Annotated in this window: 26 protein-coding genes; 7 read left to right on the plus strand and 19 right to left on the minus strand. The window is 67.8% G+C overall.

The features are described from left to right. Positions 1 to 153: 153 nt before the first annotated feature. Together AB4Y64_RS12910 and coq7 are read left to right on the plus strand one after the other, a co-directional pair. Positions 154 to 1,350 (plus strand): (Fe-S)-binding protein, encoded by a 1,197-nt coding sequence (locus tag AB4Y64_RS12910; RefSeq protein WP_441816858.1) that lies wholly within the window; start codon positions 154 to 156, stop codon positions 1,348 to 1,350. A gap of 9 nt (positions 1,351 to 1,359) precedes the next feature. After that, positions 1,360 to 2,004 carry a 2-polyprenyl-3-methyl-6-methoxy-1,4-benzoquinone monooxygenase gene (gene coq7, locus AB4Y64_RS12915; RefSeq protein ID WP_441816859.1) on the plus strand — a complete coding sequence of 215 codons (645 nt, stop codon included), beginning with the start codon at positions 1,360 to 1,362 and terminating at the stop codon, positions 2,002 to 2,004. Positions 2,005 to 2,646: 642 nt separating this feature from the next. Here coq7 and speD read toward each other — a convergent pair. Continuing rightward, positions 2,647 to 3,441, minus strand: a complete 795-nt coding sequence (gene speD / locus AB4Y64_RS12920) for an adenosylmethionine decarboxylase (RefSeq protein ID WP_441816860.1) — start codon at positions 3,439 to 3,441, stop codon at positions 2,647 to 2,649. A gap of 259 nt (positions 3,442 to 3,700) precedes the next feature. Here speD and crp point away from each other — a divergent pair, with 259 nt between their 5' ends. Both crp and AB4Y64_RS12930 read left to right on the plus strand, forming a co-directional pair. Next, positions 3,701 to 4,390 carry a cAMP-activated global transcriptional regulator CRP gene (gene crp / locus AB4Y64_RS12925; RefSeq protein WP_441816861.1) on the plus strand — a complete coding sequence of 230 codons (690 nt, stop codon included), beginning with the start codon at positions 3,701 to 3,703 and terminating at the stop codon, positions 4,388 to 4,390. Next, the gene (locus tag AB4Y64_RS12930) at positions 4,390 to 4,851 is read left to right on the plus strand and encodes a GNAT family N-acetyltransferase (protein ID WP_441816862.1); all 462 of its coding nucleotides are present in this window, start codon (positions 4,390 to 4,392) and stop codon (positions 4,849 to 4,851) included. Before crp ends, AB4Y64_RS12930 begins: the two co-directional genes overlap by 1 nt. Positions 4,852 to 4,945: 94 nt before the next feature. Here the strand turns inward: AB4Y64_RS12930 and AB4Y64_RS12935 are convergent, their stop codons facing one another. From AB4Y64_RS12935 to AB4Y64_RS12995, 13 genes are all read right to left on the minus strand, one after another. Continuing rightward, positions 4,946 to 5,677 (minus strand): haloacid dehalogenase-like hydrolase, encoded by a 732-nt coding sequence (locus tag AB4Y64_RS12935; RefSeq protein WP_441817017.1) that lies wholly within the window; start codon positions 5,675 to 5,677, stop codon positions 4,946 to 4,948. A 5-nt stretch (positions 5,678 to 5,682) separates the two neighbouring features. Continuing rightward, positions 5,683 to 6,474: an indole-3-glycerol phosphate synthase TrpC gene (trpC, locus tag AB4Y64_RS12940; RefSeq protein WP_441816863.1), complete on the minus strand. Its 792-nt coding sequence runs from the start codon at positions 6,472 to 6,474 to the stop codon at positions 5,683 to 5,685. Positions 6,475 to 6,537: 63 nt separating this feature from the next. Next, a complete protein-coding gene (locus AB4Y64_RS12945; protein WP_441816864.1) occupies positions 6,538 to 6,891 on the minus strand; it encodes an antibiotic biosynthesis monooxygenase family protein in 354 nt (117 codons plus the stop codon). A gap of 1 nt (position 6,892) precedes the next feature. Continuing rightward, complete coding sequence (gene trpD / locus AB4Y64_RS12950; protein WP_441816865.1) at positions 6,893 to 7,939, minus strand: anthranilate phosphoribosyltransferase; 1,047 nt, start codon at positions 7,937 to 7,939, stop codon at positions 6,893 to 6,895. A gap of 9 nt (positions 7,940 to 7,948) precedes the next feature. Beyond that, positions 7,949 to 8,542 carry an anthranilate synthase component II gene (locus AB4Y64_RS12955; RefSeq protein WP_441816866.1) on the minus strand — a complete coding sequence of 198 codons (594 nt, stop codon included), beginning with the start codon at positions 8,540 to 8,542 and terminating at the stop codon, positions 7,949 to 7,951. Between the two features lie 195 nt (positions 8,543 to 8,737). Further along, the gene (locus tag AB4Y64_RS12960) at positions 8,738 to 10,129 is read right to left on the minus strand and encodes an ATP-binding protein (RefSeq protein ID WP_441816867.1); all 1,392 of its coding nucleotides are present in this window, start codon (positions 10,127 to 10,129) and stop codon (positions 8,738 to 8,740) included. Between the two features lie 5 nt (positions 10,130 to 10,134). Beyond that, positions 10,135 to 10,812: a winged helix-turn-helix domain-containing protein gene (locus AB4Y64_RS12965; protein WP_441816868.1), complete on the minus strand. Its 678-nt coding sequence runs from the start codon at positions 10,810 to 10,812 to the stop codon at positions 10,135 to 10,137. Between the two features lie 189 nt (positions 10,813 to 11,001). Beyond that, positions 11,002 to 11,190 (minus strand): hypothetical protein, encoded by a 189-nt coding sequence (locus AB4Y64_RS12970; protein WP_441816869.1) that lies wholly within the window; start codon positions 11,188 to 11,190, stop codon positions 11,002 to 11,004. Between the two features lie 286 nt (positions 11,191 to 11,476). Further along, the gene (locus AB4Y64_RS12975) at positions 11,477 to 12,178 is read right to left on the minus strand and encodes a hypothetical protein (protein WP_441816870.1); all 702 of its coding nucleotides are present in this window, start codon (positions 12,176 to 12,178) and stop codon (positions 11,477 to 11,479) included. A gap of 218 nt (positions 12,179 to 12,396) precedes the next feature. Then, positions 12,397 to 13,887, minus strand: coding sequence for an anthranilate synthase component I (gene trpE, locus AB4Y64_RS12980; RefSeq protein WP_441816871.1), 1,491 nt, complete (start codon positions 13,885 to 13,887; stop codon positions 12,397 to 12,399). A 184-nt stretch (positions 13,888 to 14,071) separates the two neighbouring features. Continuing rightward, complete coding sequence (gene rraA, locus AB4Y64_RS12985) at positions 14,072 to 14,545, minus strand: ribonuclease E activity regulator RraA (protein WP_441816872.1); 474 nt, start codon at positions 14,543 to 14,545, stop codon at positions 14,072 to 14,074. Continuing rightward, a complete protein-coding gene (gene rpe, locus AB4Y64_RS12990) occupies positions 14,542 to 15,219 on the minus strand; it encodes a ribulose-phosphate 3-epimerase (RefSeq protein ID WP_441816873.1) in 678 nt (225 codons plus the stop codon). Before rpe ends, rraA begins: the two co-directional genes overlap by 4 nt. A 71-nt stretch (positions 15,220 to 15,290) precedes the next feature. Beyond that, positions 15,291 to 15,626: a J domain-containing protein gene (locus AB4Y64_RS12995; protein ID WP_441816874.1), complete on the minus strand. Its 336-nt coding sequence runs from the start codon at positions 15,624 to 15,626 to the stop codon at positions 15,291 to 15,293. Positions 15,627 to 15,830: 204 nt separating this feature from the next. Here AB4Y64_RS12995 and AB4Y64_RS13000 point away from each other — a divergent pair, with 204 nt between their 5' ends. The 3 genes from AB4Y64_RS13000 (at position 15,831) to AB4Y64_RS13010 (ending at position 18,372) form a co-directional block, all read left to right on the plus strand. Next, positions 15,831 to 16,778 carry a phosphoribosylaminoimidazolesuccinocarboxamide synthase gene (locus tag AB4Y64_RS13000; protein ID WP_441816875.1) on the plus strand — a complete coding sequence of 316 codons (948 nt, stop codon included), beginning with the start codon at positions 15,831 to 15,833 and terminating at the stop codon, positions 16,776 to 16,778. A 144-nt stretch (positions 16,779 to 16,922) separates the two neighbouring features. Next, on the plus strand, positions 16,923 to 17,429 hold the full coding sequence (locus AB4Y64_RS13005) for an Mpo1 family 2-hydroxy fatty acid dioxygenase (RefSeq protein WP_441816876.1): 507 nt from the start codon (positions 16,923 to 16,925) through the stop codon (positions 17,427 to 17,429). 55 nt (positions 17,430 to 17,484) lie between these two features. Continuing rightward, the gene (locus AB4Y64_RS13010; protein ID WP_441816877.1) at positions 17,485 to 18,372 is read left to right on the plus strand and encodes a DMT family transporter; all 888 of its coding nucleotides are present in this window, start codon (positions 17,485 to 17,487) and stop codon (positions 18,370 to 18,372) included. Between the two features lie 3 nt (positions 18,373 to 18,375). Here AB4Y64_RS13010 and AB4Y64_RS13015 read toward each other — a convergent pair whose 3' ends face one another. The 5 genes from AB4Y64_RS13015 to hmgA all read right to left on the minus strand — a co-directional run bounded on the left by AB4Y64_RS13015 (position 18,376) and on the right by hmgA (position 23,551). Then, the gene (locus AB4Y64_RS13015) at positions 18,376 to 19,248 is read right to left on the minus strand and encodes an NAD-dependent epimerase/dehydratase family protein (RefSeq protein ID WP_441816878.1); all 873 of its coding nucleotides are present in this window, start codon (positions 19,246 to 19,248) and stop codon (positions 18,376 to 18,378) included. Between the two features lie 3 nt (positions 19,249 to 19,251). Beyond that, positions 19,252 to 20,493, minus strand: a complete 1,242-nt coding sequence (gene nhaA / locus AB4Y64_RS13020) for a Na+/H+ antiporter NhaA (RefSeq protein ID WP_441816879.1) — start codon at positions 20,491 to 20,493, stop codon at positions 19,252 to 19,254. A 34-nt stretch (positions 20,494 to 20,527) separates the two neighbouring features. Continuing rightward, positions 20,528 to 21,484 carry a sodium:calcium antiporter gene (locus AB4Y64_RS13025; RefSeq protein ID WP_441816880.1) on the minus strand — a complete coding sequence of 319 codons (957 nt, stop codon included), beginning with the start codon at positions 21,482 to 21,484 and terminating at the stop codon, positions 20,528 to 20,530. Positions 21,485 to 21,565: 81 nt separating this feature from the next. Next, a complete protein-coding gene (locus tag AB4Y64_RS13030) occupies positions 21,566 to 22,030 on the minus strand; it encodes a lectin (protein ID WP_441816881.1) in 465 nt (154 codons plus the stop codon). Between the two features lie 222 nt (positions 22,031 to 22,252). After that, positions 22,253 to 23,551: a homogentisate 1,2-dioxygenase gene (gene hmgA / locus AB4Y64_RS13035; RefSeq protein WP_441816882.1), complete on the minus strand. Its 1,299-nt coding sequence runs from the start codon at positions 23,549 to 23,551 to the stop codon at positions 22,253 to 22,255. Positions 23,552 to 23,555 lie beyond the last annotated feature (4 nt).

A 23,555-nucleotide genomic window follows, 5' to 3' on the forward strand; every position in this document is an offset into this window, starting at 1 on the left:
GCGTTGTCGGGCTGATTCCGCAGGCAATCCGGCTGGGCCGAACCGCGGAATTTCGCCACGCGCTGTGAAAGAAGCGGAATCATAACGGGCCAGGCCAACTCGTGCAACCCACCGGACTGAACCGCGTGAACCCCCGGTGCTAGCATTCCGCCGATGCCGCCAACCGCCCCCTCGCCCGCCACAGGCCATACCGACCCCCTGGTCGCCCTGGCCGACCGCTGCGTGCAGTGCGGCCTGTGCCTGCCGGCCTGCCCTACTTATGGACTGGCGCGAATCGAGAGCGAATCCCCGCGTGGCCGCATTGCCCTGGCCAAGGCCTGGGCGGTGGGCACGATCGAGCCCAGCGACAGCGGTGAGACCCACCTGGATCAATGCCTGGGCTGCCGCAGCTGCGAGGCGGTGTGTCCGGCGGGCGTGCAGTATGGGCAATTGCTGGTGCTGGCGCGAACGCGGCAACGGCAGCGGCGCCTTCCTGGCTGGCAACAGCGCTGGATCGAAGGCCTGGCGGCCCGGCCGCATCTGCTGGCGAGCCTGCTGGGTCTGTACCGGCATGCCAGGGGATGGCTGCCGGCACGGCTGCGCCGCCTGCCCCCTCCGCCCCCGGCGCCCCGGGGCAATTCCCGGTCGGGCCGCCCACACGCAGCCATCGCCCTGTTCTCCGGCTGCGTGGCCCGGCCATACGAGGCGGGCCTGCGCAAGGGGTTGCTCGATTGCCTGGCCGCCCTCGGTATCGAAGTTGGCGAACCGGCTGCGCAGACCTGTTGCGGCAGCCTGCATGCTCACGCAGGCAACGACACCGCGGCCGCGGCGCTGGCCGGGCGCAACCGCGTCGCCTTCGCTGGCGCCGAAACGGTCCTGACACTGGCCAGTGGCTGCCATGAATCCCTGGCGCAGTCGCTCGCCGGCGATGCGCGCGTGGTCGATGCGATCGATTTCCTCGAGGCGCAGACCAGCGCCCGCGCCGGCTCGCTGCGCTGGCGCCGCTGCGACGAGCGCATTGCACTGCACTTGCCGTGCACGCAGCGCAATGTGGTGCGCTCGGTCGCTTCACTGCGCCGGCTGCTGGCGCAGGTCCCGGGCTTGCAGGTGATCGAACTCGACCGTGGCCTGGGCTGCTGCGGCGCTGCCGGGACGCAGATGCTGACCGACACGCAGCGCGCCGACGAGTTCCGTTCGCCGCTGCTGCAGCAACTGCACGAGAGTGGAGCGACGCGCCTGCTCAGCGCCAACGTCGGTTGCCGCCTCCATCTGGCTGCAGGCACCGCCATCCCGGTGCAGCACCCGTTGGAGTTTCTTGCAGGACTGGTTGAACAGACGTCTTCATCGGCCCCAGCCATCGCACCCGGTTAAACTTCGGCCATGGCCACGACACGCGAACTGACGCAACTCGACCGCTTCCTCACCGACACCCAGCGGGCGCTGGACACGGTGTTCGGCTCTCCGCCCGCCTTGCGCGCCAACCCGTCGGACGGGATCGCGCAGATCGAGCTCGATGCCGACGAGCGCCAGCACGCGGCCGGGCTGATGCGCATCAACCATGTCGGCGAGGTCTGTGCGCAGGCGCTGTATTGCGGCCAGGCGGCGGTCGCGCGCGATCCGTCCACGCGCGAGCATCTGCTCGAGGCGGCGCAGGAAGAAACTGACCATCTGGCATGGTGCGCGGACCGTCTGCGCGAGCTCGACAGCCGGCCGAGCCTGCTCAATCCGATCTGGTACGCCGGCAGCTTCGCCATCGGTGCGTTGGCAGGCCTGCGCGGCGACGGCTGGAATCTGGGGTTCGTGGTCGAGACCGAGCGCCAGGTCGAGGCGCACATCGACGAGCACCTGGACTCATTGCCAGTAGCCGACGCGCGCAGCCGCGCGATCCTGGAAGTGATGAAGGCCGACGAGGCCCGCCACGCCGACAACGCCGAAGCCGCCGGTGCGCGCATTCTGCCGATGCCGGTGCCTACGCTCATGGCGGCTGCGTCCAAGCTGATGAAGGCGGTTGCTTACCGGCTGTGAGTTTTTGCTGTCGGGCGTCGAGGAGGTCGGCACTGCCGGCCTTTTTTGTGGGCGGTTTGTCGGTTTGGCGTGGGGGAGGAGGTGGGGTGCATTTCGTGAACCTCCGCTTCGCTAGTGTCCGTGCCCTCGACTCATTCGCGCGTCCGCTCGGTGAGCCCGGTCCCGGACGCCCGCGAAAGGATGAGGTGGTTCAAAAGAACGGGGGCCCCGTCATTCCCGCGAAGGCGGGAACCCAGTGTCGTAGGTCTCGTCGGCGACAGCAAAGATCAACGTGGATCCCGGCGTTCGCCGGGATGACGAGGCAAGGTCAACGTCACTGGGTTCCCGCCTTCGCGGGAATGACGGTTTTCGGACGGCTTTCCGGACGGCTTTCCGGACGAGGACCGGGCAATGAATAGTCGGAGCGTCGTTCGGCGGGCCGGGGATTGATCCGCAGCGGGACACGGATGTCCCGCGCCCCGCATCAGCCATGGATGGCTGATTAAGGGGCGGAGCAATCCCCGGCCCGGCGGACGGCGCCCCTCGGAAGACTCACCCCCAAACGCCCCGCGCTCCACGCCCCCGAGACCGAGAGACCCAAAAGGCACGAAAAAGAAAAAGGCCGGCAATGCCGGCCTTTTTCATCAAGCGCGCACCCCGACCTCAGTCGGCCAGGTTGCGCCCGTGATAGAGCTCTTCGATCTCGCGCTTCAGGCGCGCCTCGATCTTCATGCGCTCCTTGAAAGACAGATTCTTGGCCTTCTCCTCGAACAGATAATTGTCGAGGTCGAACTCCTTCAGGTGCATCTTCGTGTGGAAGATGTTTTCCTGATAGACATTCACGTCGAGCATCTCGTAGCGCGACTTGATGTTCTTGGCCAGGTAATCCTGGATCGAATTGATCTTGTGATCGATGTAGTGCTTCTTGCCCTTGATGTCGCGGGTGAAGCCGCGCACCCGGTAGTCCATGATGACGATGTCGGACTCGAGGCTCTCGATCAGGTAGTTCAAGGCCCGCAGCGGCGAGATCACACCGCAGGTTGCCACGTCGATGTCGGCGCGGAACGTCGCGATGCCGCTGTCCGGATGCGTCTCCGGATAGGTGTGCACCGTGATGTGCGACTTGTCCATGTGCGCGACCACCGCATCGGAGATCAACTCCTTGCCGGCGTCCTTCTTGTCGATCACCGGCTCCTCGGAAATGAGGATGGTCACCGACGCGCCCTGCGGATCGTAGTCCTGGCGGGCGATGTTGAGGATGTTTGCGCCGATGATCTCCGCCACATCCGTCAGGATCTGCGTCAAGCGGTCGGCGTTGTAGGCCTCGTCGATGTATTCGATGTAACGACGGCGCTCGTCCTCGGATGCCGCGAAGCAGACATCGTAGATATTGAACGAGAGGGCCTTGGTGAGGTTGTTGAAACCCTGCAACCTCAGGCGAGGCAACGGCTTGACCACGGCGGTGGGATCCCGGTACGGCTGTGAGGGGCGAGATTATGAGGCAATTGTTGTGACGGTGGAACGCGCATCCCGATCCCGGGCAGATGCCGCCAGGATCCGTGCACGCCCTCGGCGCCTCCCGGGCGACCCGCCTGGCCGAACCTGAATCGGCATTCCGTCACAACTTCGCTCCCGGCCGGGGTGACGCTCTAGGGCGGATATTTGCCCAAAGCGTTAGTTCGGCCTAAGCTCGCCGAATCACAAAACCTTCACGCCCATGTCCGCCAATCCGGTTGTTCCCTCGCCCGCCCTGCGCCGAACCAACAGCCCACTGCTGCCGGACGGCGCGACCATTGAGCGATTCCTCGCTCACTGCCACCGCCGTCGCTACCCGTCGCGCACCGACGTGTTCCGGCCGGGCGACCCGGCCAGCACCCTCTACTACATCGTTTCCGGCTCGGTCAGCATCATCACCGAGGAAGAAGACGGCCGCGAACTGGTCCTGGGCTATTTCGGCCCCGGCGAATTCGTCGGCGAGCTCGGTCTGTTCATCGCCAGCGACCAGCGCGAAGTGATCCTGCGCACGCGCAGCACCTGCGAGCTGGCCGAGATCGGTCACGAGCGCCTGTACGACCTGTTCCTGACCCGCCTGTCGCTGGACGCCCCCAAGCTGCTGTACGCCATCGGCGCGCAGATCTCGCGGCGCCTGCTCGACACCAGCCGCAAGGCCGGCCGCCTGGCCTTCCTCGACGTGACCGACCGCATCGTCCGTGCCCTGCACGACCTGGCCAAGGAACCCGAGGCGATGAGCCACCCGCAAGGCACCCAGATCCGGGTGTCGCGCCAGGAGCTTTCGCGTCTGGTCGGCTGCTCGCGCGAAATGGCCGGCCGTGTCCTCAAGAAGCTCCAGGCCGACGAAAAGTTGCACGCACGCGGCAAGACCGTCGTCCTCTTCGGCACCCGCTAGTGGCTCGCGTCGCCGGTTCCGCGGACACCTCCATCCGGGTGCGGCCGGCGGAACTGGGCGACGCCAGCGACGTCGCCAGACTGCTGGGTGAGCTCGGCTACCCCTGCAGCCGCGACGAGGCGGCCGAACGCATCGCCGTCGTCCGCCATGACCCCCGCCAGCACCTGCTGCTGGCCGAGATCGATGGCGACACCTTTGGCCTGGTGTCGCTGTACACGCTGTATTCGGTGATCCACGGCGACGAACTGGCGCGCATCACGGGCCTGGTCGTGCAGGCCGGTTGCCAGGGCCAGGGCATCGGCCGGCGCCTGCTGCGCGAGGTCGAGTCGATTTCCCGCCGCATCGGTGTGCGCCGGATCGAAGTCACCAGCAATGCCCGCCGTGCCGAGGCCCACGCGTTCTACCGCCACTGTGGCTACGCGGATGGCTCGCTTCGCTTCATCAAGGCGCTCGGCGACTAGAACAAGTGCCCGAGCTGCCCCGCCAGCCATACCGCGATTTTGCCGAACACACGCTGCTGGAGTTCTTCCAGGACATGGACGCGCCGGGGCGCGTCTAGCTCACCCGGTCGCCGCCGCGGCTCTTGCAGCCCCAGTTGAGGATCGGCGTCCCCGCCGGCAGCACGCGGCGGAACATCGCCACGCGGCCGTGCTTGGGGTTGACCACCACCGGCTTGCGCGCCGCCTGCAGCAGCGGAAGATCGGCGCTGCTGTCGGAATAGGCCACCCCGACCTGGTCGTAACCCGCATCCCAGATCATCCGCATCTTGTTGCGGTGGTGGCAGTGCTCCACGGTGATCATGCCGCCCAGGAACGGGCCGCTGATGCTGCCGATCACCGGCAGGTCCTCGTGGGCGACGAAATCCAGGATTGCCCGCGCCAGCTCAGGCGAGGCGCCGGTGGCGATGATCACGCGATCGCCGGCATCGCGGTGGCGCTGCAGCACCTTCAGCGCCACCGGCAGCAGCCGCGCGCGGATCTGGCGCGCGTGCAGCCGCACGTACTCGTCGATCAGGTCGTCCATGTCGGCGCGGCGGTGGGTGCCGACGGTGCCGATCCACAGGTAGGCCGAGATCGCGCGCCGCCGCGTCGGCAACCAGGCGACCATCGGCAGCAGCAGCGGCGACAGCAGCACGGCCGCGGTCACGCGCGCCCAGTGGCGCTGCAGCAGCCACAGCACCAGGTGGCTGCCCGAATCGCCGTCATACAGCGTGTGGTCGAAGTCGAACACGACCAGGGGCGAGTACGGACGCCCCGGATCGTGAAGTTGGGACTCGCCTCCGGCCATCGTGCTCATGCCGCGAACAGCCGGTGCAATGCGGCGCCCGGGTCGGTCTCGCGCATGAAGGATTCGCCGATCAGGAAGGTCTGCACGCCGGCCTCGCGCATCTTCGCCACGTCGGTCGCGCTCGCGATTCCGCTCTCGGTGACCAGGGTGCGATCGCGCGGCACGGCCTTGCTCAGCTCCACAGTGGTGTCGAGCGAGACCTCGAAGGTGCGCAGGTTGCGGTTGTTGACGCCGATGAGTTCGCAGTCGGTCTGCAGCGCGCGCTCGAGCTCGTCGATGTCGTGCACCTCGACCAGCACGTCCATGCCCAGCTCCATCGCCAGCGTGGCCATCTCCACCATCGGGCCGTCCTCCAGCGCGGCGACGATCAGCAGGATCGCATCGGCGCCGATCGCACGGGCTTCATAGACCTGGTAGGGGTCGATGGTGAAGTCCTTGCGCAGCACCGGCAGCGAGCAGGCGCCACGCGCCTCGCCAAGGAACATGTTGCTGCCCTGGAAGAAGTCGACGTCGGTCAGCACCGACAGGCAGGCCGCGCCGCCGGCCTCATAGCTGCGGGCGATGTCGGCCGGATGGAAGTCCTTGCGGATCAGGCCCTTCGACGGGCTGGCCTTCTTCACCTCGGCGATCACCGCCGCTTCGCCGGCCACGTGGCGGCGGCGGATGGCGTCGACGAAGCCGCGCGTCGGCGGCTGCTGCAGGGCACGGTCGCGCATTTCGGCGAGCGGGCGCACGCGGCTGCGTTGCTGGATCTCCTCCACCTTGCGGGCGAGGATGGTGTTGAGGATGTCGCTCATGTGCAGTGAACCACTGAAATTGGACGCGAAGGGGGAGGAGGAGACGGCGCCGGACTGGACTGGTTACTCGTTCCTCTCCGTCTTTTTCGCGCTGCCGTAGGCGCGCTCGACTTTCGCCACGCGCAACTCGTAATGCTCGTACCAGTGCTGGCGGCCGTAGGCGCGCGTCGCTGCGTGCTCGGCGTGCTGGCGCCAGGCCGCGATCGCCGCCTCGCTCTCCCAGTACGACACGGTGATGCCAAAGCCGTCCGCACCGCGGGTGGACTCCACGCCGAGGTAGCCCGGCTGCTGAGCGGCCAGCTCGACCATGCGCTGCGCGGCTTCGGCATAGCCGGCATCGTCGTCGCCGTTGCGACGGGACGAGAAGATCACCGCGTAGTACGGCGGCTGCGGCAAGCGGGCGAATGCTTCGTCCACGTCAGGCTCCAACGGGCTGGCCGGCAAGCTCGCGCGTCGTCGCAACGAACTGCTCGAGCTTGTCGTGGGCCGCGCCGGAGGCCAGCGCCGCGCGGGCGCGGTCGATGCCTTCGGCGATGCTGTCGGCGACGCCGGCAGCGTAGATCGCCGCACCGGCATTGAGCGCGACGATCTCGCGCGGCAGCCCGCTCTCGTTGCGCAGTGCCTGCAGCACCAGCGCGCGCGATTCGTTGGCGTCGTTGACGCGCAGGTTGCGGCTGGCGGCCATGGCGATGCCGAAATCCTCCGGGTGCACTTCGTACTCGCGCACCACGCCGTCACGCAACTCGCCGACCAGGCTGCCTGCGCCGAGCGAGAGCTCGTCCATGCCGTCGCGGCCCCAGACCACCAGCGCGCGGCTTGCGCCAAGCTCCTGCAGCACGCGCACCTGGATGCCGACCAGGTCGGGATGGAACACGCCCATCAGGATGTTCGACGCGCCGGCGGGATTGGTCAGCGGGCCAAGGATGTTGAAGATCGTGCGCACCGCCATCTCGCGCCGCACAGGCGCGACCACTTTCATTGCAGGGTGGTGGACGGGGGCGAACATGAAACCGATGCCGCAGCGCTCGATGCACTGCGCTACCTGTTCGGGCTGCAGCTCGATCGCCGCGCCGAGCGCCTCGAGCACGTCGGCGCTGCCGGATTTGGATGAGACGCTGCGGTTGCCGTGCTTGGCGACCTTGGCCCCGGCCGCGGCCACCACGAACATGCTGGCGGTGGAGATGTTGAAGGTGTGCGCGCCGTCGCCGCCGGTACCGACGATATCGACCAGGCCGGTGCGATCGGCCAGCTCGACCGGCCGCGCGAACTCGCGCAGCACGGTGGCGGCGCCGGCGATCTCGCCCACCGTCTCCTTCTTGACCCGCAGGCCGGTGAGGATGGCCGCGGTCATCGTCGGCGAAACTTCGCCGCGCATGATCATGCGCATCAGCTCGACCATCTCGTCGTGGAAGATCTCGCGATGCTCGATCGTGCGCTGCAGGGCTTCTTGCGGGGTGATGGGCATGGCGGGACGTCAGCGTTCCAGGAAGTTCTTGAGCAGCGCGTGGCCGTGCTCGGTGAGGATCGACTCGGGGTGGAACTGCACGCCTTCAACCGGATGTTCGCGGTGGCGCAGGCCCATGATCTCGTCGAACCCGGCCGCGCCGCCTGCATCGTCGGCGTTCTCGCTCCAGGCGGTGATTTCCAGGCAATCGGGCAGCGTCTCGCGCGACACCACCAGCGAGTGGTAGCGGGTGGCCTCGTAGCCGTCCGGCAGGCCGGCGAACACGCCCTTGCCCTCGTGGCGGATCCGCGAGGTCTTGCCGTGCATGATGCGCTTGGCGCGGATGACGTCGCCGCCGTAGGCCTGCCCAAGGCTCTGGTGGCCCAGGCATACGCCAAAGATCGGGATGCGCGGGCCCAGCTGGCGAATCACATCCACCGACACGCCCGCTTCGTTGGGCGTGCACGGACCCGGCGACACCACGATCCGCTCCGGCTGCAGCGCCTCGATCTGGGCGACGCTCAGTTCGTCGTTGCGGACCACCTTCACCTCGGCCCCGAGCGTCTGCAGGTACTGCACGAGGTTGTAGGTGAAGCTGTCGTAGTTGTCGATCATCAGCAGCATGGCTTACGCAACCCCTTGGCAGTTAAGAGGCCATGTCCGTACTTCGTGGGCGTCCGAACTTGATGGGCGTCCGATGTTCATGGACAGATACCCGCTCAGATACCCGCTCTTGGCCCTGGTATCCGGGGGAAGCGTGACTCGGCTGCTGGAAGGATACCGCACCCGCTACCGCCAGCCGCACTGCCGCGCCTGGCTTCAGGCCCCCGGGAGGCCACGGTGCGCGGTGGCTTCGGCTACGGGCAACAGCACCTGCACGCGCAGGCCGGGCGCGCGATCGAGCAGGACCACGCGACCGCCATGGCGATGCACGATCGCCCGCACCAGGCTCAGGCCGAGGCCGCTGCCGGGGGAGCCGCGATGGCTTTCCAGGCGCTGGAAGCGGTCGAACACGCGCTCGCGCTCGGCCTCGGGGATGCCGGGCCCGCGGTCGTCGATCTGCAGCAAGGCGCCCTGCCCGGTCGCCTGCAGCACGACGTCGACCTCGCTTCCGGCCGGGGCGTACTTGAGTGCGTTGTCGAGCAGGTTCACCAGCATCTGGAACAACTGGTCGCGATCGCCTCGCACCTGCACCGGATGCAGCCGCGACTGCAGGCGGATGCCGCGTTCGCCGGCGCTGGGCGTGTACAACTCCAGCCCGTCGGCGACCAGTGCGGCCAGTTCCAGTACCGGCTCGTCGCGCGCCGGCGCCTGCGCTTCGATGCGGGCCAGCCACAGCAGCGACGCAAAGGTCCGCAGCAACTGGTCGGTCTCGGCCACCGCCGCGTCCAGCGCCGCATCGCGGCCGGGATCGCCAGGCTGGCGGCGCAGTTCCTCCAGGCCGTTGCGCAGGCGCGTCAGCGGCGTGCGCAGGTCGTGTGCAATGTGATCGGTGGCATGGCGGACGCCGCCCAGCAGGTCCTCGATGCGATCGAGCATGCCGTTGAAGCGGCGGGCCAGGCGATCGAAGGCGTCGTCGCTGCCGTCCAGCGGTACTCGCAATGCAAGTTCGCCGCCGCCGACGCGCTCGGCCGTCGAATCCAGGCTGCGCAATCGCCGCGAGACCCAGCGCGAGGTCAACCAGCCGACCAGCGCGCCCAGGGTGGCCGCGACCAGCAATGCCGCCAGCGCCGTGCGCAGCATCAACGCGAGAAAGCGGTCCTGTGAATGCAGGCGCAGGCCGACCAGCAGCGTGCTGCCATCGCCCAGCGGCTGCAGGTGCGCGATCACGCGGCGGTGGCCGTCGGCATCGCCGGCCTCGGCGGCGTCGAAGGTGATCCAGCGCGCCGTCGTCGCCGCGTGCGCGCGCATGCCCGCGGTTGCGACGATCTCGCCGCCGCCGCGACCGGACAGCGCATAGACCGCATCGGGATCTTCGGGCGCGGCGATGCGCGCCTGCAGTTCGTCGACCAGGGCGGCGCGGCCGCTGTCGCGATACACCTCGGCCAGGCCGGCCGCGTCGGTGCGCACCAGTTCGCGGGCATCCTGCAGCAACAGGGTCGATACGGCGTAGTAGACACCTGCGCCGAGCAGCACGAAGGCAAGCAGGAACGAGGCCATCACCGCCAGCGCCAGTTGCGCACTGGTCGAGCGCAGCCATCGCATCCGCATCGGCGTCATTCCCCCAGCCGGTAGCCGGCGCCGCGCACCGTGTGCAGCAGCGGGTGTTCGAACCCGTGGTCGATCTTCTGCCGCAACCGGCTGATGTGGACGTCGATGACGTTGGTCTGCGGATCGAAGTGGTAGTCCCACACCGCTTCGAGCAGCATCGTGCGGGTGACGACGCGCCCGGACTGGCGCATCAGGTATTCGAGCAGTCGGAACTCGCGCGGCTGCAGTTCAATGTGCTTGTCGCCGCGCTGGGCGCCGCGGCCGAGCAGGTCCAGTTCGAGGTCGCCGACGCGCAGGCGGGTGGGTTCGCGTTCGGCGCCGTCGCGCGTGCGGCGGACGATGCTGTCCAGTCGCGCGCTCAGTTCGGAGTAGGCGAAGGGTTTGACGAGGTAGTCGTCGGCGCCGGCACGCAGGCCTTCGACGCGGTGTTCAACTTCGCCCAGGGCGGTCAGCAGCAGCAGCGGGGTGGGATTGCCAGCGCCGCGCAGGGTCTGCAGCAGCACCAGGCCGTCGACCAGCGGCAGCATTCGGTCGAGCACGATGGCGTCGAACTTTTCGGTGGTGGCCAGGAACAGTCCCTGGCGGCCGTCGTCGGCATGGTCGACGGCGTGCCCATCCTCGCGCAGGCCCTTGACGATGAAGGACGCGGTATGGGGATCGTCTTCGACCAGCAGGACTCGCATTCGGCTTGGCTCCGGCAACGCAAAAAAGGATACCCCGTCGAAGCGCCTCGACGGGGTATCCGCCCGCTTGCACACGGGCTCCGGGGAACGGTGGATCGGATTGGTGCGGACTGGCGTGGATCGAGTCCTCCTGATCATCAGGTCCTGGGGAGGGACCTGCTGGTCAGTCCGTCTGGATCAACGTCTCGATCAGCTCTTCTTGCCGTCGTTGGTCTTCTGGGCGTTCTTGTCGGTCTTGGCGTCGGTCTTGGCGGTGTGCTTGTGCTTGCTGACCGAGGACTTGGCAGGTGCGGCCGGGGTGGTCGCCGGGGTTGCGGCCAGTGCGGAGCCGGCCAGGGCGGTCAGGGCGAGGGCGATCAGGGGCTTGCGGATGTTCATGGTGATGTGACTCCTGGAAGGTACGTTGACGAGGGTACGTTTAGTGGGAATCTCTCTTGCTGGTGGGGTCGCTCCCCATCGCAGGGACAGATTGCGCCGGGGCGCTTCTCGTCGATCTTTCCGGAGCATGAACAATCGGTAATGTTTGGGCCTGGCTGCGCGGGTGGGTTGCGCGGGTGCGTTGCGCGGGTGGGTTGCGCGGGTGGGTTGCGCGGGCTTGTTGTGCGGGCGGGCTTGGCGGACTTCGGAGGGGCGCTGTCCGCAGGGGCGGGAATTCGTGGCGGTATCAACCCACGCCGCTGCCGCGGCGGATTGGAACCGGCGCCGTCGCGATGCGCCCCTTGAGATCGGTCATCGTCCCGGGCAACACCACCAGGTACGATATCAGCTGCTCCGCCAACTCCAGCAGCAGATCGGCACTGACCTTGTCGATCGTCGCCTCGTCCTCGAACTGGCGACCGAACGTGCCGCTCGGCGCAAGCAACTGCGCGATATCCTGCAACGGCTTTGCCAGGTCCATCTCTTTCGGCAACGCCTCCAGGTTCTGCGTCAGTGACTGGTCGCGCTTGTCCTCGCTCAGCAGACGCGCCGCCAGGCCTGCCAGCAGGTGGCGCACCGTCAATGCCGTCGCGCCCCATTCGGCGCGGTTGTAGAGCTTGAGCGCGGACTCGTAGCTGCGTGCCAGCGGCGCCGACAGGTTCTGCAGGTGCTCCACGCCGGACATCGGATCGCGTCCGGCCGGCCCGGGATAGCAGAACAGGCCGCCCGGTTTGCGCGTGCTGTCGGCCTCGAGCAGCTGCACGAACAGAACCTCTTCTTCGCAGCGCGCGCACGCCAGCTCGCTGGCGGCCAGTTGCCGTCCGTGCTCCTGCCAGGTTTTGGCCTCGAAAACCGCCTCTTTCAGGCAGTTCGGGCAGATCATTTCGACCGTACGCGGGAACGTATTGGAAAACCGGGATTGAACGAGGGTGTCCTGGACGAGTTGCATCGCCGCCTCCTGCCCGTTGGCCTTGCTCCCGTTGATGTGCGTCCCCTGGGCGAATCCCCAAGGCCCTGAAGCCGACCACTCATCACGTGACCAGTGAATACCGGTTCGCTTGTGAATAAAACGTTGTGATCGTGTAATCGAGGACAGCGCAAACGCTCGAATCGGCGGCTGAATTGCGCCGACCCGATCAGGCAGCGACTGACGTCACAATTCCGAGGTCATAACCCCTTGGCCGCCTGGGCGACGGCGCGGAACAATGCGCGCCCCTTGTTCATCGTCTCCTCCCACTCCTTGGCGGGGTCGGAGTCGTAGACGATGCCGGCGCCGGCCTGGACGTGCAGGCGTCCGTCCTGGATCACGGCCGTGCGGATGGCAATGGCGGTGTCGGCGTCGCCGTTCCAGCCCAGGTATCCGATGGAACCGGCGTAGACGTTGCGCTTGATGGGCTCGAGTTCGCGGATCACTTCCAGTGCGCGGATCTTCGGCGCGCCGCTGACGGTGCCGGCCGGGAACGTCGCGCGCAGCACGTCGGCATAACTCAGGCCGGGTTTCAGCTTGCCGGTGACTTCGCTGACGATGTGCATGACGTGGCTGTAGCGCTCGATCACGAACTGCTCGCCAACCTGCACCGTGCCCGGTTCGGAGACGCGGCCGGCATCGTTGCGGCCGAGGTCGATCAGCATCAGGTGCTCGGCGCGCTCCTTCGGGTCGGCCAACAGTTCGGCTTCGAGCGCGGCGTCTTCTTCCGGCGTGGCGCCTCGCGGGCGCGTGCCGGCGATCGGGCGCACGGTGACCTGGCCGTCCTGCAGGCGCACCAGGATCTCCGGCGAGCTGCCCACGACCTGGGTGCCACCGACATCGAGGAAGTACATGTACGGCGAGGGATTGAGCGCGCGCAATGCGCGATAGACGTCGACCGGGCGCGCCTGGAACGGCACCGACAGGCGCTGGCTCAGCACCACCTGGAAGATGTCGCCGGCGCGGATGTATTCCTTGGATTTCTCGACCGCGGCGATGAAGCCTTCGCGGGTGAAGCCGGAAACGAAATCGGCTTCGTCCAGCGCGCGGCCTTCCAGGGTTTCCGGGTAGCCCGGGCCACCCTGGCGCAGGCGGTGTTCCAGTTCGTCGAGGCGACGGTTGGCGCGTGCCAGCGCGCGCGGCTCCTGCGGGTCGGCGTGGACGATCAGGTACAGGCGGCCCTTGAGGTTGTCGAACACCGCCAGCTCGTCGCTCTGCATCAGCAGGATGTCGGGCGTGCCGAGCTCGTCGGGCTTGTGCGTGCCGTCCTTGTCCGGGCCGGCCAGGCGCGGCTCGATGTACTGGATGCACTCGAAGCCGAACCAGCCGACCAGGCCGCCGGTGAAGCCCGGCAACCCGGCGATCTTCGGCACGCTGTGCGCGGCACGCAGGCGCTCGACTTCGGCGAAGGGATCGTCGACGACGCGGCTTTCGACCAGTTCGCCGTCTTCGGTGACGAACAGCGTGTGCCCGGCGAAGGCGTACACGCGTTGCGCCGGCAGGCCGATGATCGAATAACGGCCGAAACGCTCGCCGCCCTCGACCGACTCGAACAGGTAGGTGTGCGGCCCGTCGGCGAGCTTGAGATAGACCGACAGCGGCGTATCGAGATCGCTCAGGACCTCGCGGACGACGGGGATGCGGGTGTGGCCGTCAGCGGCCTGCTGCTGGAACTGTTCGGGAGAGGTCACGCGGCGATTCCTTGGAACACGGGGGGCAAGCGGCCCGATGCAGCCGGCCCAATGGTGGCGGCCAATGTAATACGCACGTCATCGTCCGTCCGGAGAATAGGAGGCCATAACAGGGACGACTGGCGGAGGCGGGATTGCCTCCAAATATTCCGCGGCAAGCCAGTGACGGCTTGCCGCTTTGCTTTCAGCGCAGGTCGGTGTCGGCCACCACCACCCCATCCTCATCCGCGCATAGCCAGTCCCCCGGCCGGATGCGGATGCCACCGAATTCCACATCGATATCGCGCTCGCCCTCGCCGAGCTTGTCGGTCTTGCGCGGACACACGCCGAGCGCCTTGACGCCCAGGTTGAGGCCGCCGATCGCGCCGCTGTCGCGGATCACGCCAAACACCACCACCCCGGCCCAGCCGTTCTCGGAGGCCTTGGCGGCGAGCAGGTCGCCGAGCATCGCGCGGCGGGTGGAGCCGCCGGCATCGATCACCAGCACCCGGCCCAGCCCCGGCTCGGCCACCGCTTCGCGCACGCGCGAATTGTCTTCGTCGGCCCGGATCGTGCTGACCAGGCCATTGAAGGCCAGGCGGCCGCCGAAATCGCGCAGCGGCAGGTCGAGCACGCGCACCTGCGCGTCGTGGAGATCGCACAGGTCGCAGGTGTTCATCCGGTCCTCACTCCTTTGACGGCCGCCTTCATCCTGCCGATCACATCGGCGTAGTCGGGGGCATTGAAGATCGCCGAACCGGCGACGAAGGTATCGGCGCCGGCAGCGGCAATCCCGGCGATGTTGTCGGCCTTAACGCCACCGTCGATCTCCAGCCGGATCGGCTTGCCGGTGCGGTCGATCATGGCGCGCACGCGGCGCAGCTTGTCGAGCGCCGAGGGAATGAAGCTCTGTCCACCGAAACCGGGATTGACCGACATCAGCAGCACCATGTCGAGGTCTTCCAGCACCCAGTCCAGCACGTCGATGGGCGTGGCCGGGTTCAGCACCAGGCCGGCCTGGCAGCCATGCGACTTGATCAGCTGCACGGTGCGGTGCACGTGCGCGCTGGCTTCCGGGTGGAAGCTGATCATGCTGGCGCCGGCCTTGGCGAAGTCGGGAACGATGCGATCGACCGGCTCGACCATCAGGTGCACGTCGATCGGGGCAGTCACGCCGTGCTTTCGCAGCGCCTCGCAGACCAGCGGGCCGATGGTCAGGTTGGGCACGTAGTGGTTGTCCATCACGTCGAAATGCACCCAGTCGGCGCCGGCGGCGAGCACGTTGTCGACCTCCTCGCCGAGTCGGGCGAAGTTGGCCGAAAGGATGGACGGGGCGATGACGGTCGATTGCATGGGATGTCCTGGTGCTTTGGAGTCTGCCTGTTCCCCGGCGCCCGGGGGAAGGCTTGGGAGCGGGAAAGGCGTCACCTGCGCTGGCGCAGGGTCTTGATGCGGTCGTAGGCCTGGTTGATCTCGCGCGCCTTGGTTTCGGCCTGCTGGCGCAGCTCGGCGGCGGCGCCGGCCACGCGGTCCGGGTGGTACTGCGACATCAGCCGCCGGTAGGCCCGGTCGACCTCGGCATCGGTGGCGTCGGAGGTCAGGCCCAGGGCGGCATACGGGTTGTCCCGGCGCAGCCTGAACCAGTCGATATCGAAGGCATGCCCGATCAGCAGCCCGACCAGGGCGCCGAACAGCGGGTTGGTGCGGAACAGGGCGGCTCCGGCGAAGAAGCCCAACAACTTGCCGTACCAGCGTTTCATCGTCCTCCCCGCGGCCCCGGCGGCCGCCTTCCCGGACGCGTGTCCAGAGCGGACGCCAGTGTACCTGCACGCCGCGCCAAGCCGGCGTACACTGGCCGGCCCTGTCGCGCACGCGCGCGATCCGCCTGGTCCTGGACAGCGAGGACACCCGAGTCAAGGCGAGCGTGCGGCGGGGCCTTCGTGCATATCCTGAGGGTTTTCGCGTTGTCCACGACACTGCTCCAATCCGATCTGCCCGGCCTGAACCTGCGCCACCGCGGCAAGGTCCGCGACGTGTTCGACCTGCCTGCCGAGCGCCTGCCCGCCGGTGCCGGCGAATGCCTGCTGATGGTCGCCACCGATCGCCTCTCCGCCTTCGACGTGGTCCTGCCCGACCCGATCCCGGGCAAGGGCGAGATGCTCTGCCAGATCAGCAACTTCTGGTTCGGCAAGACCGAGCACATCATCCGCAACCATCTCACCGGGATCGACGTCGCGTCGGTGCTGCCGGCCGGTGTCGACGCCGCGCTGTACGCCAAACGCGCGGTGGTGACGCGACGCCTGAAGCCGGTTCCGATCGAGTGCATCGCCCGCGGCTATCTCATCGGGAGCGGCTGGAAGGACTACCAGCGCACCGGTCGCGTCAGCGGCATCGCCCTCCCCGACGGCCTGCGCCAGGCGCAGATGCTGCCCGAACCGATCTTCACCCCGTCGACCAAGGCCGCTGTCGGCGACCACGACGAGAACATCGACTTCGACACCGCCGTGCGCACGGTCGGCGCCGATCTCGCCGAGCAGGTCCGAGACGCCACGCTGCGCCTGTACAAGTTCGCCCGCGACTACGCCGCGCAGCGCGGCATCATCCTGGCCGACACCAAGTTCGAGTTCGGCCTGGATGCCGATGGCCACCTGTACGTGATGGACGAAGTGCTCACGCCGGACTCGTCGCGCTACTGGCCTGCCGACCAGTACGAGGTGGGCACCAGCCCGCCGAGCTACGACAAGCAGTTCGTGCGCGACTACCTGGAAACGCTCGACTGGGACAAGACCCCGCCCGGGCCGAAGCTGCCGGCATCGGTGATTGAGCGCACCCGCGCCAAGTACGCCGAGGCGCTGCAGAAACTGGCCGGCATCAGCGTCGACCAAGCCGAGCCGGCCAGCACGGTCGGCTGAGCCTGGCCTCCCGGCGCCTGCCTTGCCTGGCTGGCGCAATCGCGGCCTGAGTGGTCGCGATCGTGGCCGGCGTGCGCGTGATCCAGCTATTCTCCCATTCGGCCCCGCATTGAGCGTCGGCCGAGCGCGCCTGGGAGGGACGCCATGAACACCGCAGCCGACTCGACGACCGGGTCATCGCAACGCCAGATCGACCAATGGTTCGCCAACTACTCCGGCGACCATCGCAACAGCACCAACCAGCTCATCCATGTGATCTGCGTACCGGCGATCCTGTGGAGCGTGATCGCGCTGCTGTGGTGCATTCCCGCGCCGGGCACGTGGTTCCGCGCCGGCTTCTGGGCCGGGCTGGCGATGCTCGCCAGCGTGCTGTTCTACTACCGCGCCTCGCGTGCGCTCGGCCTGGGCATGGCTTTCATCTATGTGCTGCTGGGCCTGCTCACGCGCTGGATCCACGACAGCTACGGCACCACGACGCTGCTCTGGCTCGGCGTGGGTGTGTTCGTCGTCGCCTGGATCGGCCAGTTCGTCGGCCACAGCAAGCTGTTCGAAGGCAAGCGCCCGAGCTTCTTCACCGACCTGCGCTACCTGCTGATCGGGCCGGCGTGGGTGCTGGCCAAGCTGTATCGCAAGCTGGGCTGGGCGTACTGATCGCCACACTGCGATAATCCGTCGTTCCCGCACAGCCGGGAATGACGGAACCTTCATGACCCCACGCGATCTCGTCCTCGTCCTGCTTGTCGTTGTCGCCTGGGCAGTCAATTTCCTGACCTCGGCGCTGGCGATGCGCGAGATTCCGCCGTTCCTGTTCACCGCCCTGCGCTTCGCCCTGCTCGCGCTGCCGCTGGTCTGGCTGCTCAAGCGGCCGGCGCCTGGGCAATGGCCGCGCCTGCTGGCGGTGTGCCTGTGCATCGGCGTGCTGCACTTCGGCCTGAGCTTCACCGCGCTCAAGCTTGCCGGCGACCTGTCGTCGCCGGCGATCGTGATGCAGAGCTACGTGCCGATGACGACACTGCTGGCGTGGTGGTGGCTGGGTGAGCGTTTCGCCTGGCGCACCGGCCTGGCGATCGCGGTGAGCTTCGCCGGCGTGCTGGTGCTGGGCTTCGATCCAATCGTGCTGGACCGGCCGATGGCGCTGGTGCTGATGCTGATCTCTGCCGCGTTCCTGGCGATCGGCACGGTATTGATGAAGGGCCTGCGCGGCCTGGATGTATTCAGCCAGCAGGGCTGGACCGCGGTGTTCAGCGTGCTGCCGCTGATCGCGATCAGCGCCTGGCTCGAACCGGGCGCCATTGCGCAGCTGCCGCATGTCAGCGCTGTCGCCTGGGCCGGCGCCGCCTACGCCGCGTTCGTCTCATCGCTGCTCGGCCACGGCCTGTACTACGTTCTGGTGCAGCGCTACCCCGTCGCGCAGGTCACGCCGTGGCTGTTGCTGGTGCCGGTGCTGGCCATCGCCCTGGGCGTGGCGTATTGGGGCGACCGCCCCGGTCCGCGCCTGCTGCTGGGCGGGGCGATGGTGCTCGGCGGTGTCCTGCTGATCGCGCTGCGCGCCCTGCGCAAGTCGCGCCCGGTCGCGATGGCCGAAGAGCTGTAGGAATCACGCCTCGTCGTCGCGCGCTTCGAACATCTCGGCGCGCGGACGGAACACGCGTGCCGAATAGCCGAAATCGCGCTGCGCCGGCGTCGCATCGAACACCAGGTCGCTGCGCATGCGCCGCACCGCCGCTTCGCCCATGCCGGTCGCGCGACCGGTCATCTGCGCCACCAGCAGCGACAGGTTGAACAGCGGCGATGGCAGTTCGACCAGGCTCGCCGGAGGATGCAGGCAGGCAAGCACGCGCGCGACCATGTCGCGGTAGCTGAGCGTTTCGCCACCTGGCAGCGCATAGGCTTGGCCGTGCGTGGCGGCGGCGCCATGGCAGGCGAACGCGGCGGCCGCCAGGTCATCGACATGCACCGGCTGGCGCAGGCCACTGGCACCGCGTGGCAGCGGAAATCGCCGCCAGCGTTGCGCCAGGTGGGCGATACGCGTCAGGGTCGCATCGCGGCCGGCGCCGTACACCAGCGTCGGCCTGAGCACGGTGGCGGCAGCGCCACGTTCGCTGGCCGACGCAAACAGCCGCTGCTCGCCTTCGCGCAGGCGCCGGGCTACATCGCGCTCTTCGGCGTCGGCCGAGCCACGCTTGACCTCGATGCTGGTCGAGCCGAATGCGACCACCCGCGCCGCCTCGATGGGTGAGGTGCCGTACCACTGCGCGAATGCATCGAGCGGCCCGCAGCTGTAGATCGCATCGACCCGCCCGGGCAGGCCATCGGCACGGCCCAGGTCACCGCGCAGCCAGTGCAGGCCCGGCTCGTCGGATTGCGCGGTACGCGACACCGCGGTCACGCGCCAGCCATCGCGGTTGAGCAATCCCAGCAACGGATAGCCGATCTGCCCGCTGGCGCCGAATACCAGTGCGTGCCTCATCGATCAGGCACCCGCCCTGGCGCGGTCGGGCAGCGTGATGCGCAACCAGCCATAGCCGACCAGCGCCGACACCAGCGACGCCAGCAACACACCCAGCACCGCCTCTTCGTAAAGCATGGGGTCGCGATAGGCCAGCGAACCAATGAACAGGCTCATGGTGAAACCGATGCCGCACATCACGCCCAGGCCGAGCATCGCGCGCAGGTCCATGCCGTCGGGGAATCGCGCCCAGCCCAGCGCGCGCATCAGCAGCGCCGCCGCCACTATTCCGACCGGCTTGCCTACGAACAGTCCGATCACCACGCCCATCGGCAACGGCGACAGCATGTCGTCCACGCTCAGCCCGCCCAGGACCAGGCCGGCGTTGACGAATGCGAACAGCGGCAGGATCGCGTAGGCCACCCAGGGATGCAGCGCGTGCTCGAGCGTTTCCAGCGGCGAATGTTCTACCTCGTCGTCGACGGCGTTCCTGCGGTCGACGTGCGGGATCATCAGGCCGGTGACCACGCCGGCCAGCGTGGCGTGCACGCCCGACTTGAGCACGCATACCCACAGCACCACGCCCAGCAGCAGGTACGGCGCCAGTTTCCTGACGCCACGGCGGTTGAGCAGGAACATGCCGGCAATCGCCGCGCCCGCCCACGCCAGGGCCACCATCGACATGCCGTGCGAATAGAACAGCGCAATGATGGCGATGGCGATCAGGTCATCCACCACCGCGATCGTCGACAGCAGCAGCTTCATGCCGCTGGGCACGCGCGAGCCGAGCAGGGCCAGCACGCCCAGCGCGAAGGCGATGTCGGTCGCTGTCGGCACCGCCCAGCCGCGCATGGCTTCGGCGTTGCCATGGTTGAAGGCGGTGAACAACAGGGCCGGCACGGCCACGCCGGCGAGGGCGCAGACCATCGGCAGGACCAGTTGCTCGCGGCTGGCGAGCTGGCCGCTCAGCGATTCGCGTTTGATCTCCAGCGCGACCAGCAGGAAGAAGATCGCCATCAGGCCGTCGTTGATCCACAGCAGCAACGGCTTGGCGATCTCGAATCCGCCCACGCGCACATCCACGGGCATGTCGCGGAAAGCGTCGTAGGCCGCGGCCATCGGCGAGTTGGCCGCGATCATCGCCAGCACCGCCGCGGCGATCAGCATGATGCCGCCGGCCGCTTCGAGGCGGAAGAATTCGCTCAGGGCGCGCAGTCCGCGCGGCGAACTGGCAGGCCGGGGGTGGCCATGGGCTGATTCGTTCATCGCGGAAGTATATCGACCGCGGGTGCAGGGACCGTCAGGCCCGCATGATCAGCATCTCGAAAGCCACCCAGGCGAGGAAGGCGATCATCAGCGCCGCGCCTTCGTTCTTGCTCACGCGCAGGTCGCCGCGCAGCATCGGATAGAGCATCAATGCGAACACGCCGGCGGCGGGCAGTTCGAAGCGGACAAACGATTCGGGCAAGGCCAGCGAGCCGTCGATGGCGGCCATGCCACCCACCACTACCAGCAGGTTGAACAGACTCGCGCCGATCACGTGACCGGCGACGATGTCGCCCTGGCCGCGTCGTGCAGCGGCAATGGCAGCGGCGACTTCAGGCAGCGCCGTGCCGATCGCCACCGGCAGCAGGCCGGTCAGCAACGGCGCCATGCCCAGGCCTTCGCCCAGGGTCGGCGCGCTGTTGACGACGAGCCTGGAGCCGAAATACAGCAGCACCGCGGCGATGGCGAAGCGCAGGAGATTGAGGCCCAGGTCGTTGCTGGTCCGCGCGAACGCCGCGATGGCGTCCTGCAGTTCCGGCGACTCCCGGCGCGTGCGCGCCGCTGCGAACGCCACCACGCCGACGAAGGCAAGCAGCAGCACGATCCCGTCGACGCGCGAAAGCACGCCGTCCAGGCCCATGATCACCACCGCCACGGTGCCGGCCAGCAGCATCAACAGCATCGGCGACAGCGCGCGCCAGCGCAGCACCACCGGCGACACCAGCGCGGCAGCGCCCAGGGTCAGGCCGAAGTTGGCGACGTTGCTGCCCACCGCGTTGCCGAGCGCCAGCGCCGGCTGCCCGCGCAGGATCGCCTGGAGATTGACCGCCAGTTCCGGCAGCGATGTGCCGAACGCAACCAGCACCAGGCCTGCGACGAACGGCGAGGCGCCGATGCGCTGCGCCAGTCCGGACGCACCCTTGACGATGGAGTCGCCGCCCAGTGCCAGCAGCACCAGACCCAATACGAACCAGCCCATGGCATCGAACATCGCGCCCATCCCCCCCGGTGACAAGACGATTCACTCGTCGATTCTATGCCCACAGTCCCTGTCCGCGTCCAGCAATGCGTCTCAGGAACACCCTTCGACATAATCAATTTGCGGCGATACACCCACGCGCCAGGAGCTGACCCGGCCCGTGGCATCGGTTTCGAACACCAGCACGCCCGGCCCGCCGCCGCTATCGGCAACGCGCAGATACTGGCCACCTTCGACGTACTTGTGCGGCTGTTTCTGCACGCGCCCGGCATACAGCGTGTCGATGTCCTGCGTGCTCATGCCAACCTTGCCGCCGCCGGGCGCAGTGATGTCGATGGCGTCGACGTCGATGCGCGCGAAGCGGTCCTGCTCGATCATGAAGGCGATGCGATAACCCTTGGCGGTGCGCGGTTGCGGCAGCAGGTAGTAACAGCCTCCCGGCTGCTGCGGTTTCTCGTCGCCAAGATCGGAGCCCCAGGCCATGCGCACCCGCTCCTGGCCGGCACCGAACGGCGCCGTCGCGAAGCCACCAAACCCAACCGCCGTGGTTGAGGGCATCGTGGTCGATGCAGGCGCGGGTGCGACGGCGCCAAGTGGCGACGAACCCGTGCCCAATGCGGGCGGCACATTGGTCGCTCGCTCGGCGCACGCACACAGGCTGGTCACGGCCAGGAACAACAACCACTTCACGACACAACCCCACGGGCGCGCAAAGGCAGTGGGGCAGACTACCCCGCCGCCGTGAACGCAGCGCATAGGTGCGCCGCGACACCGCGGTGCTCACTTCGCGGTGAAGTGCTTCTTCAGGCCAGTCCAGCACGCCTGGTAGTCGCGCTGGCGGTGCGCGGCGTCCAGCGCCTGCAGCGTCGGCCGGATCACGGCACGCGTCTCGAACATGAACGCCATTGTGTCGGCGATCACATCGGGCCGGGCGAGATCGGCGGCGCTGGCCTTTTCGAACGTCGCTGCGTCCGGCCCGTGCCCGCTCATCGAGTTGTGCAGCGAGGCGCCGCCAGGCGAGAACCCTTCGGCCTTGGCGTCGTAGGCGCCGTGCACCAGGCCCATGAACTCGCTGGCGATGTTGCGGTGGAACCACGGCGGCCGGAACGTGTCCTGCGCCACCAGCCAGCGCGGCGGGAAGATGACGAAGTCCAGGTTGCTGGTGCCGGCCGTGTCGCTGGGCGAATGCAGCACCAGGAAGATGCTCGGGTCGGGATGGTCGTAGCTGATCGAGCCGATCGCGTTGAAGCGGCGCAGGTCGTACTGGTACGGCGCGTAGTTGCCGTGCCAGGCAACCACGTCGAGCGGCGAATGGCCGATCTCGGCGCGCCACAGGTGACCCTGGAACTTGGCGATCAGTTCGAACGCGCCATCGACGTCTTCGTAGGCGGCGTTCGGAGTGAGGAAGTCGCGCGAATTGGCCAGGCCGTTGCTGCCGATCGGGCCGAGGTCGGGCAGTTGCAGCATCGCGCCGAAGTTCTCGCAGACGTAGCCACGCGCCTCGCCGTCGGGCAGCGACACCGCGAAGCGCACGCCACGCGGGATCACCGCGATCTGCTGCGGCTCCACCTCGAGCACGCCCAACTCGGTGGCGATGTGCAGGCGACCTTGTTGCGGCACGATCAGCAGCTCGCCATCGGCGTCGTAGAAATAGCGGCCCTGCATGTCGCGGTTGGCGGCATACAGATGGATGCCGACACCATGCTGCGCGGCCGGCGAACCATTGCCGGCCATGGTGAACAGCCCGTCGACGAAATCGACCGGCTGCTGCGGCATCGGCAACGGACTCCAGCGCAGCTGGTCCGGTGGCACCGGCCAATCGCCGAAGTCGTTGTGGAAGCGCGGCTGCGCGTACGCAGCGAAAGTGCCATGCATCGCCGCCGGGCGGATCCGGTACAGCCAGCTGCGGCGGTTGGCGTGGCGCGGCGCAGTGAACGCCGTGCCCGACAGCTGCTCGGCATACAGGCCGTGCGCCACCCGCTGTGGCGAGTTGCGCCCCTGCGGCAACGAGCCGGCTACTGCCTCGCTGGCGAAGTCGTTGCCGAAACCGGATTGGTAGCCGTTGCTGCGGGTGGTCATGCAG

Origin of the sequence: Lysobacter sp. TAF61 (genome assembly GCF_052113485.1) — a bacterium.
GTDB lineage: Bacteria > Pseudomonadota > Gammaproteobacteria > Xanthomonadales > Xanthomonadaceae > Lysobacter_J.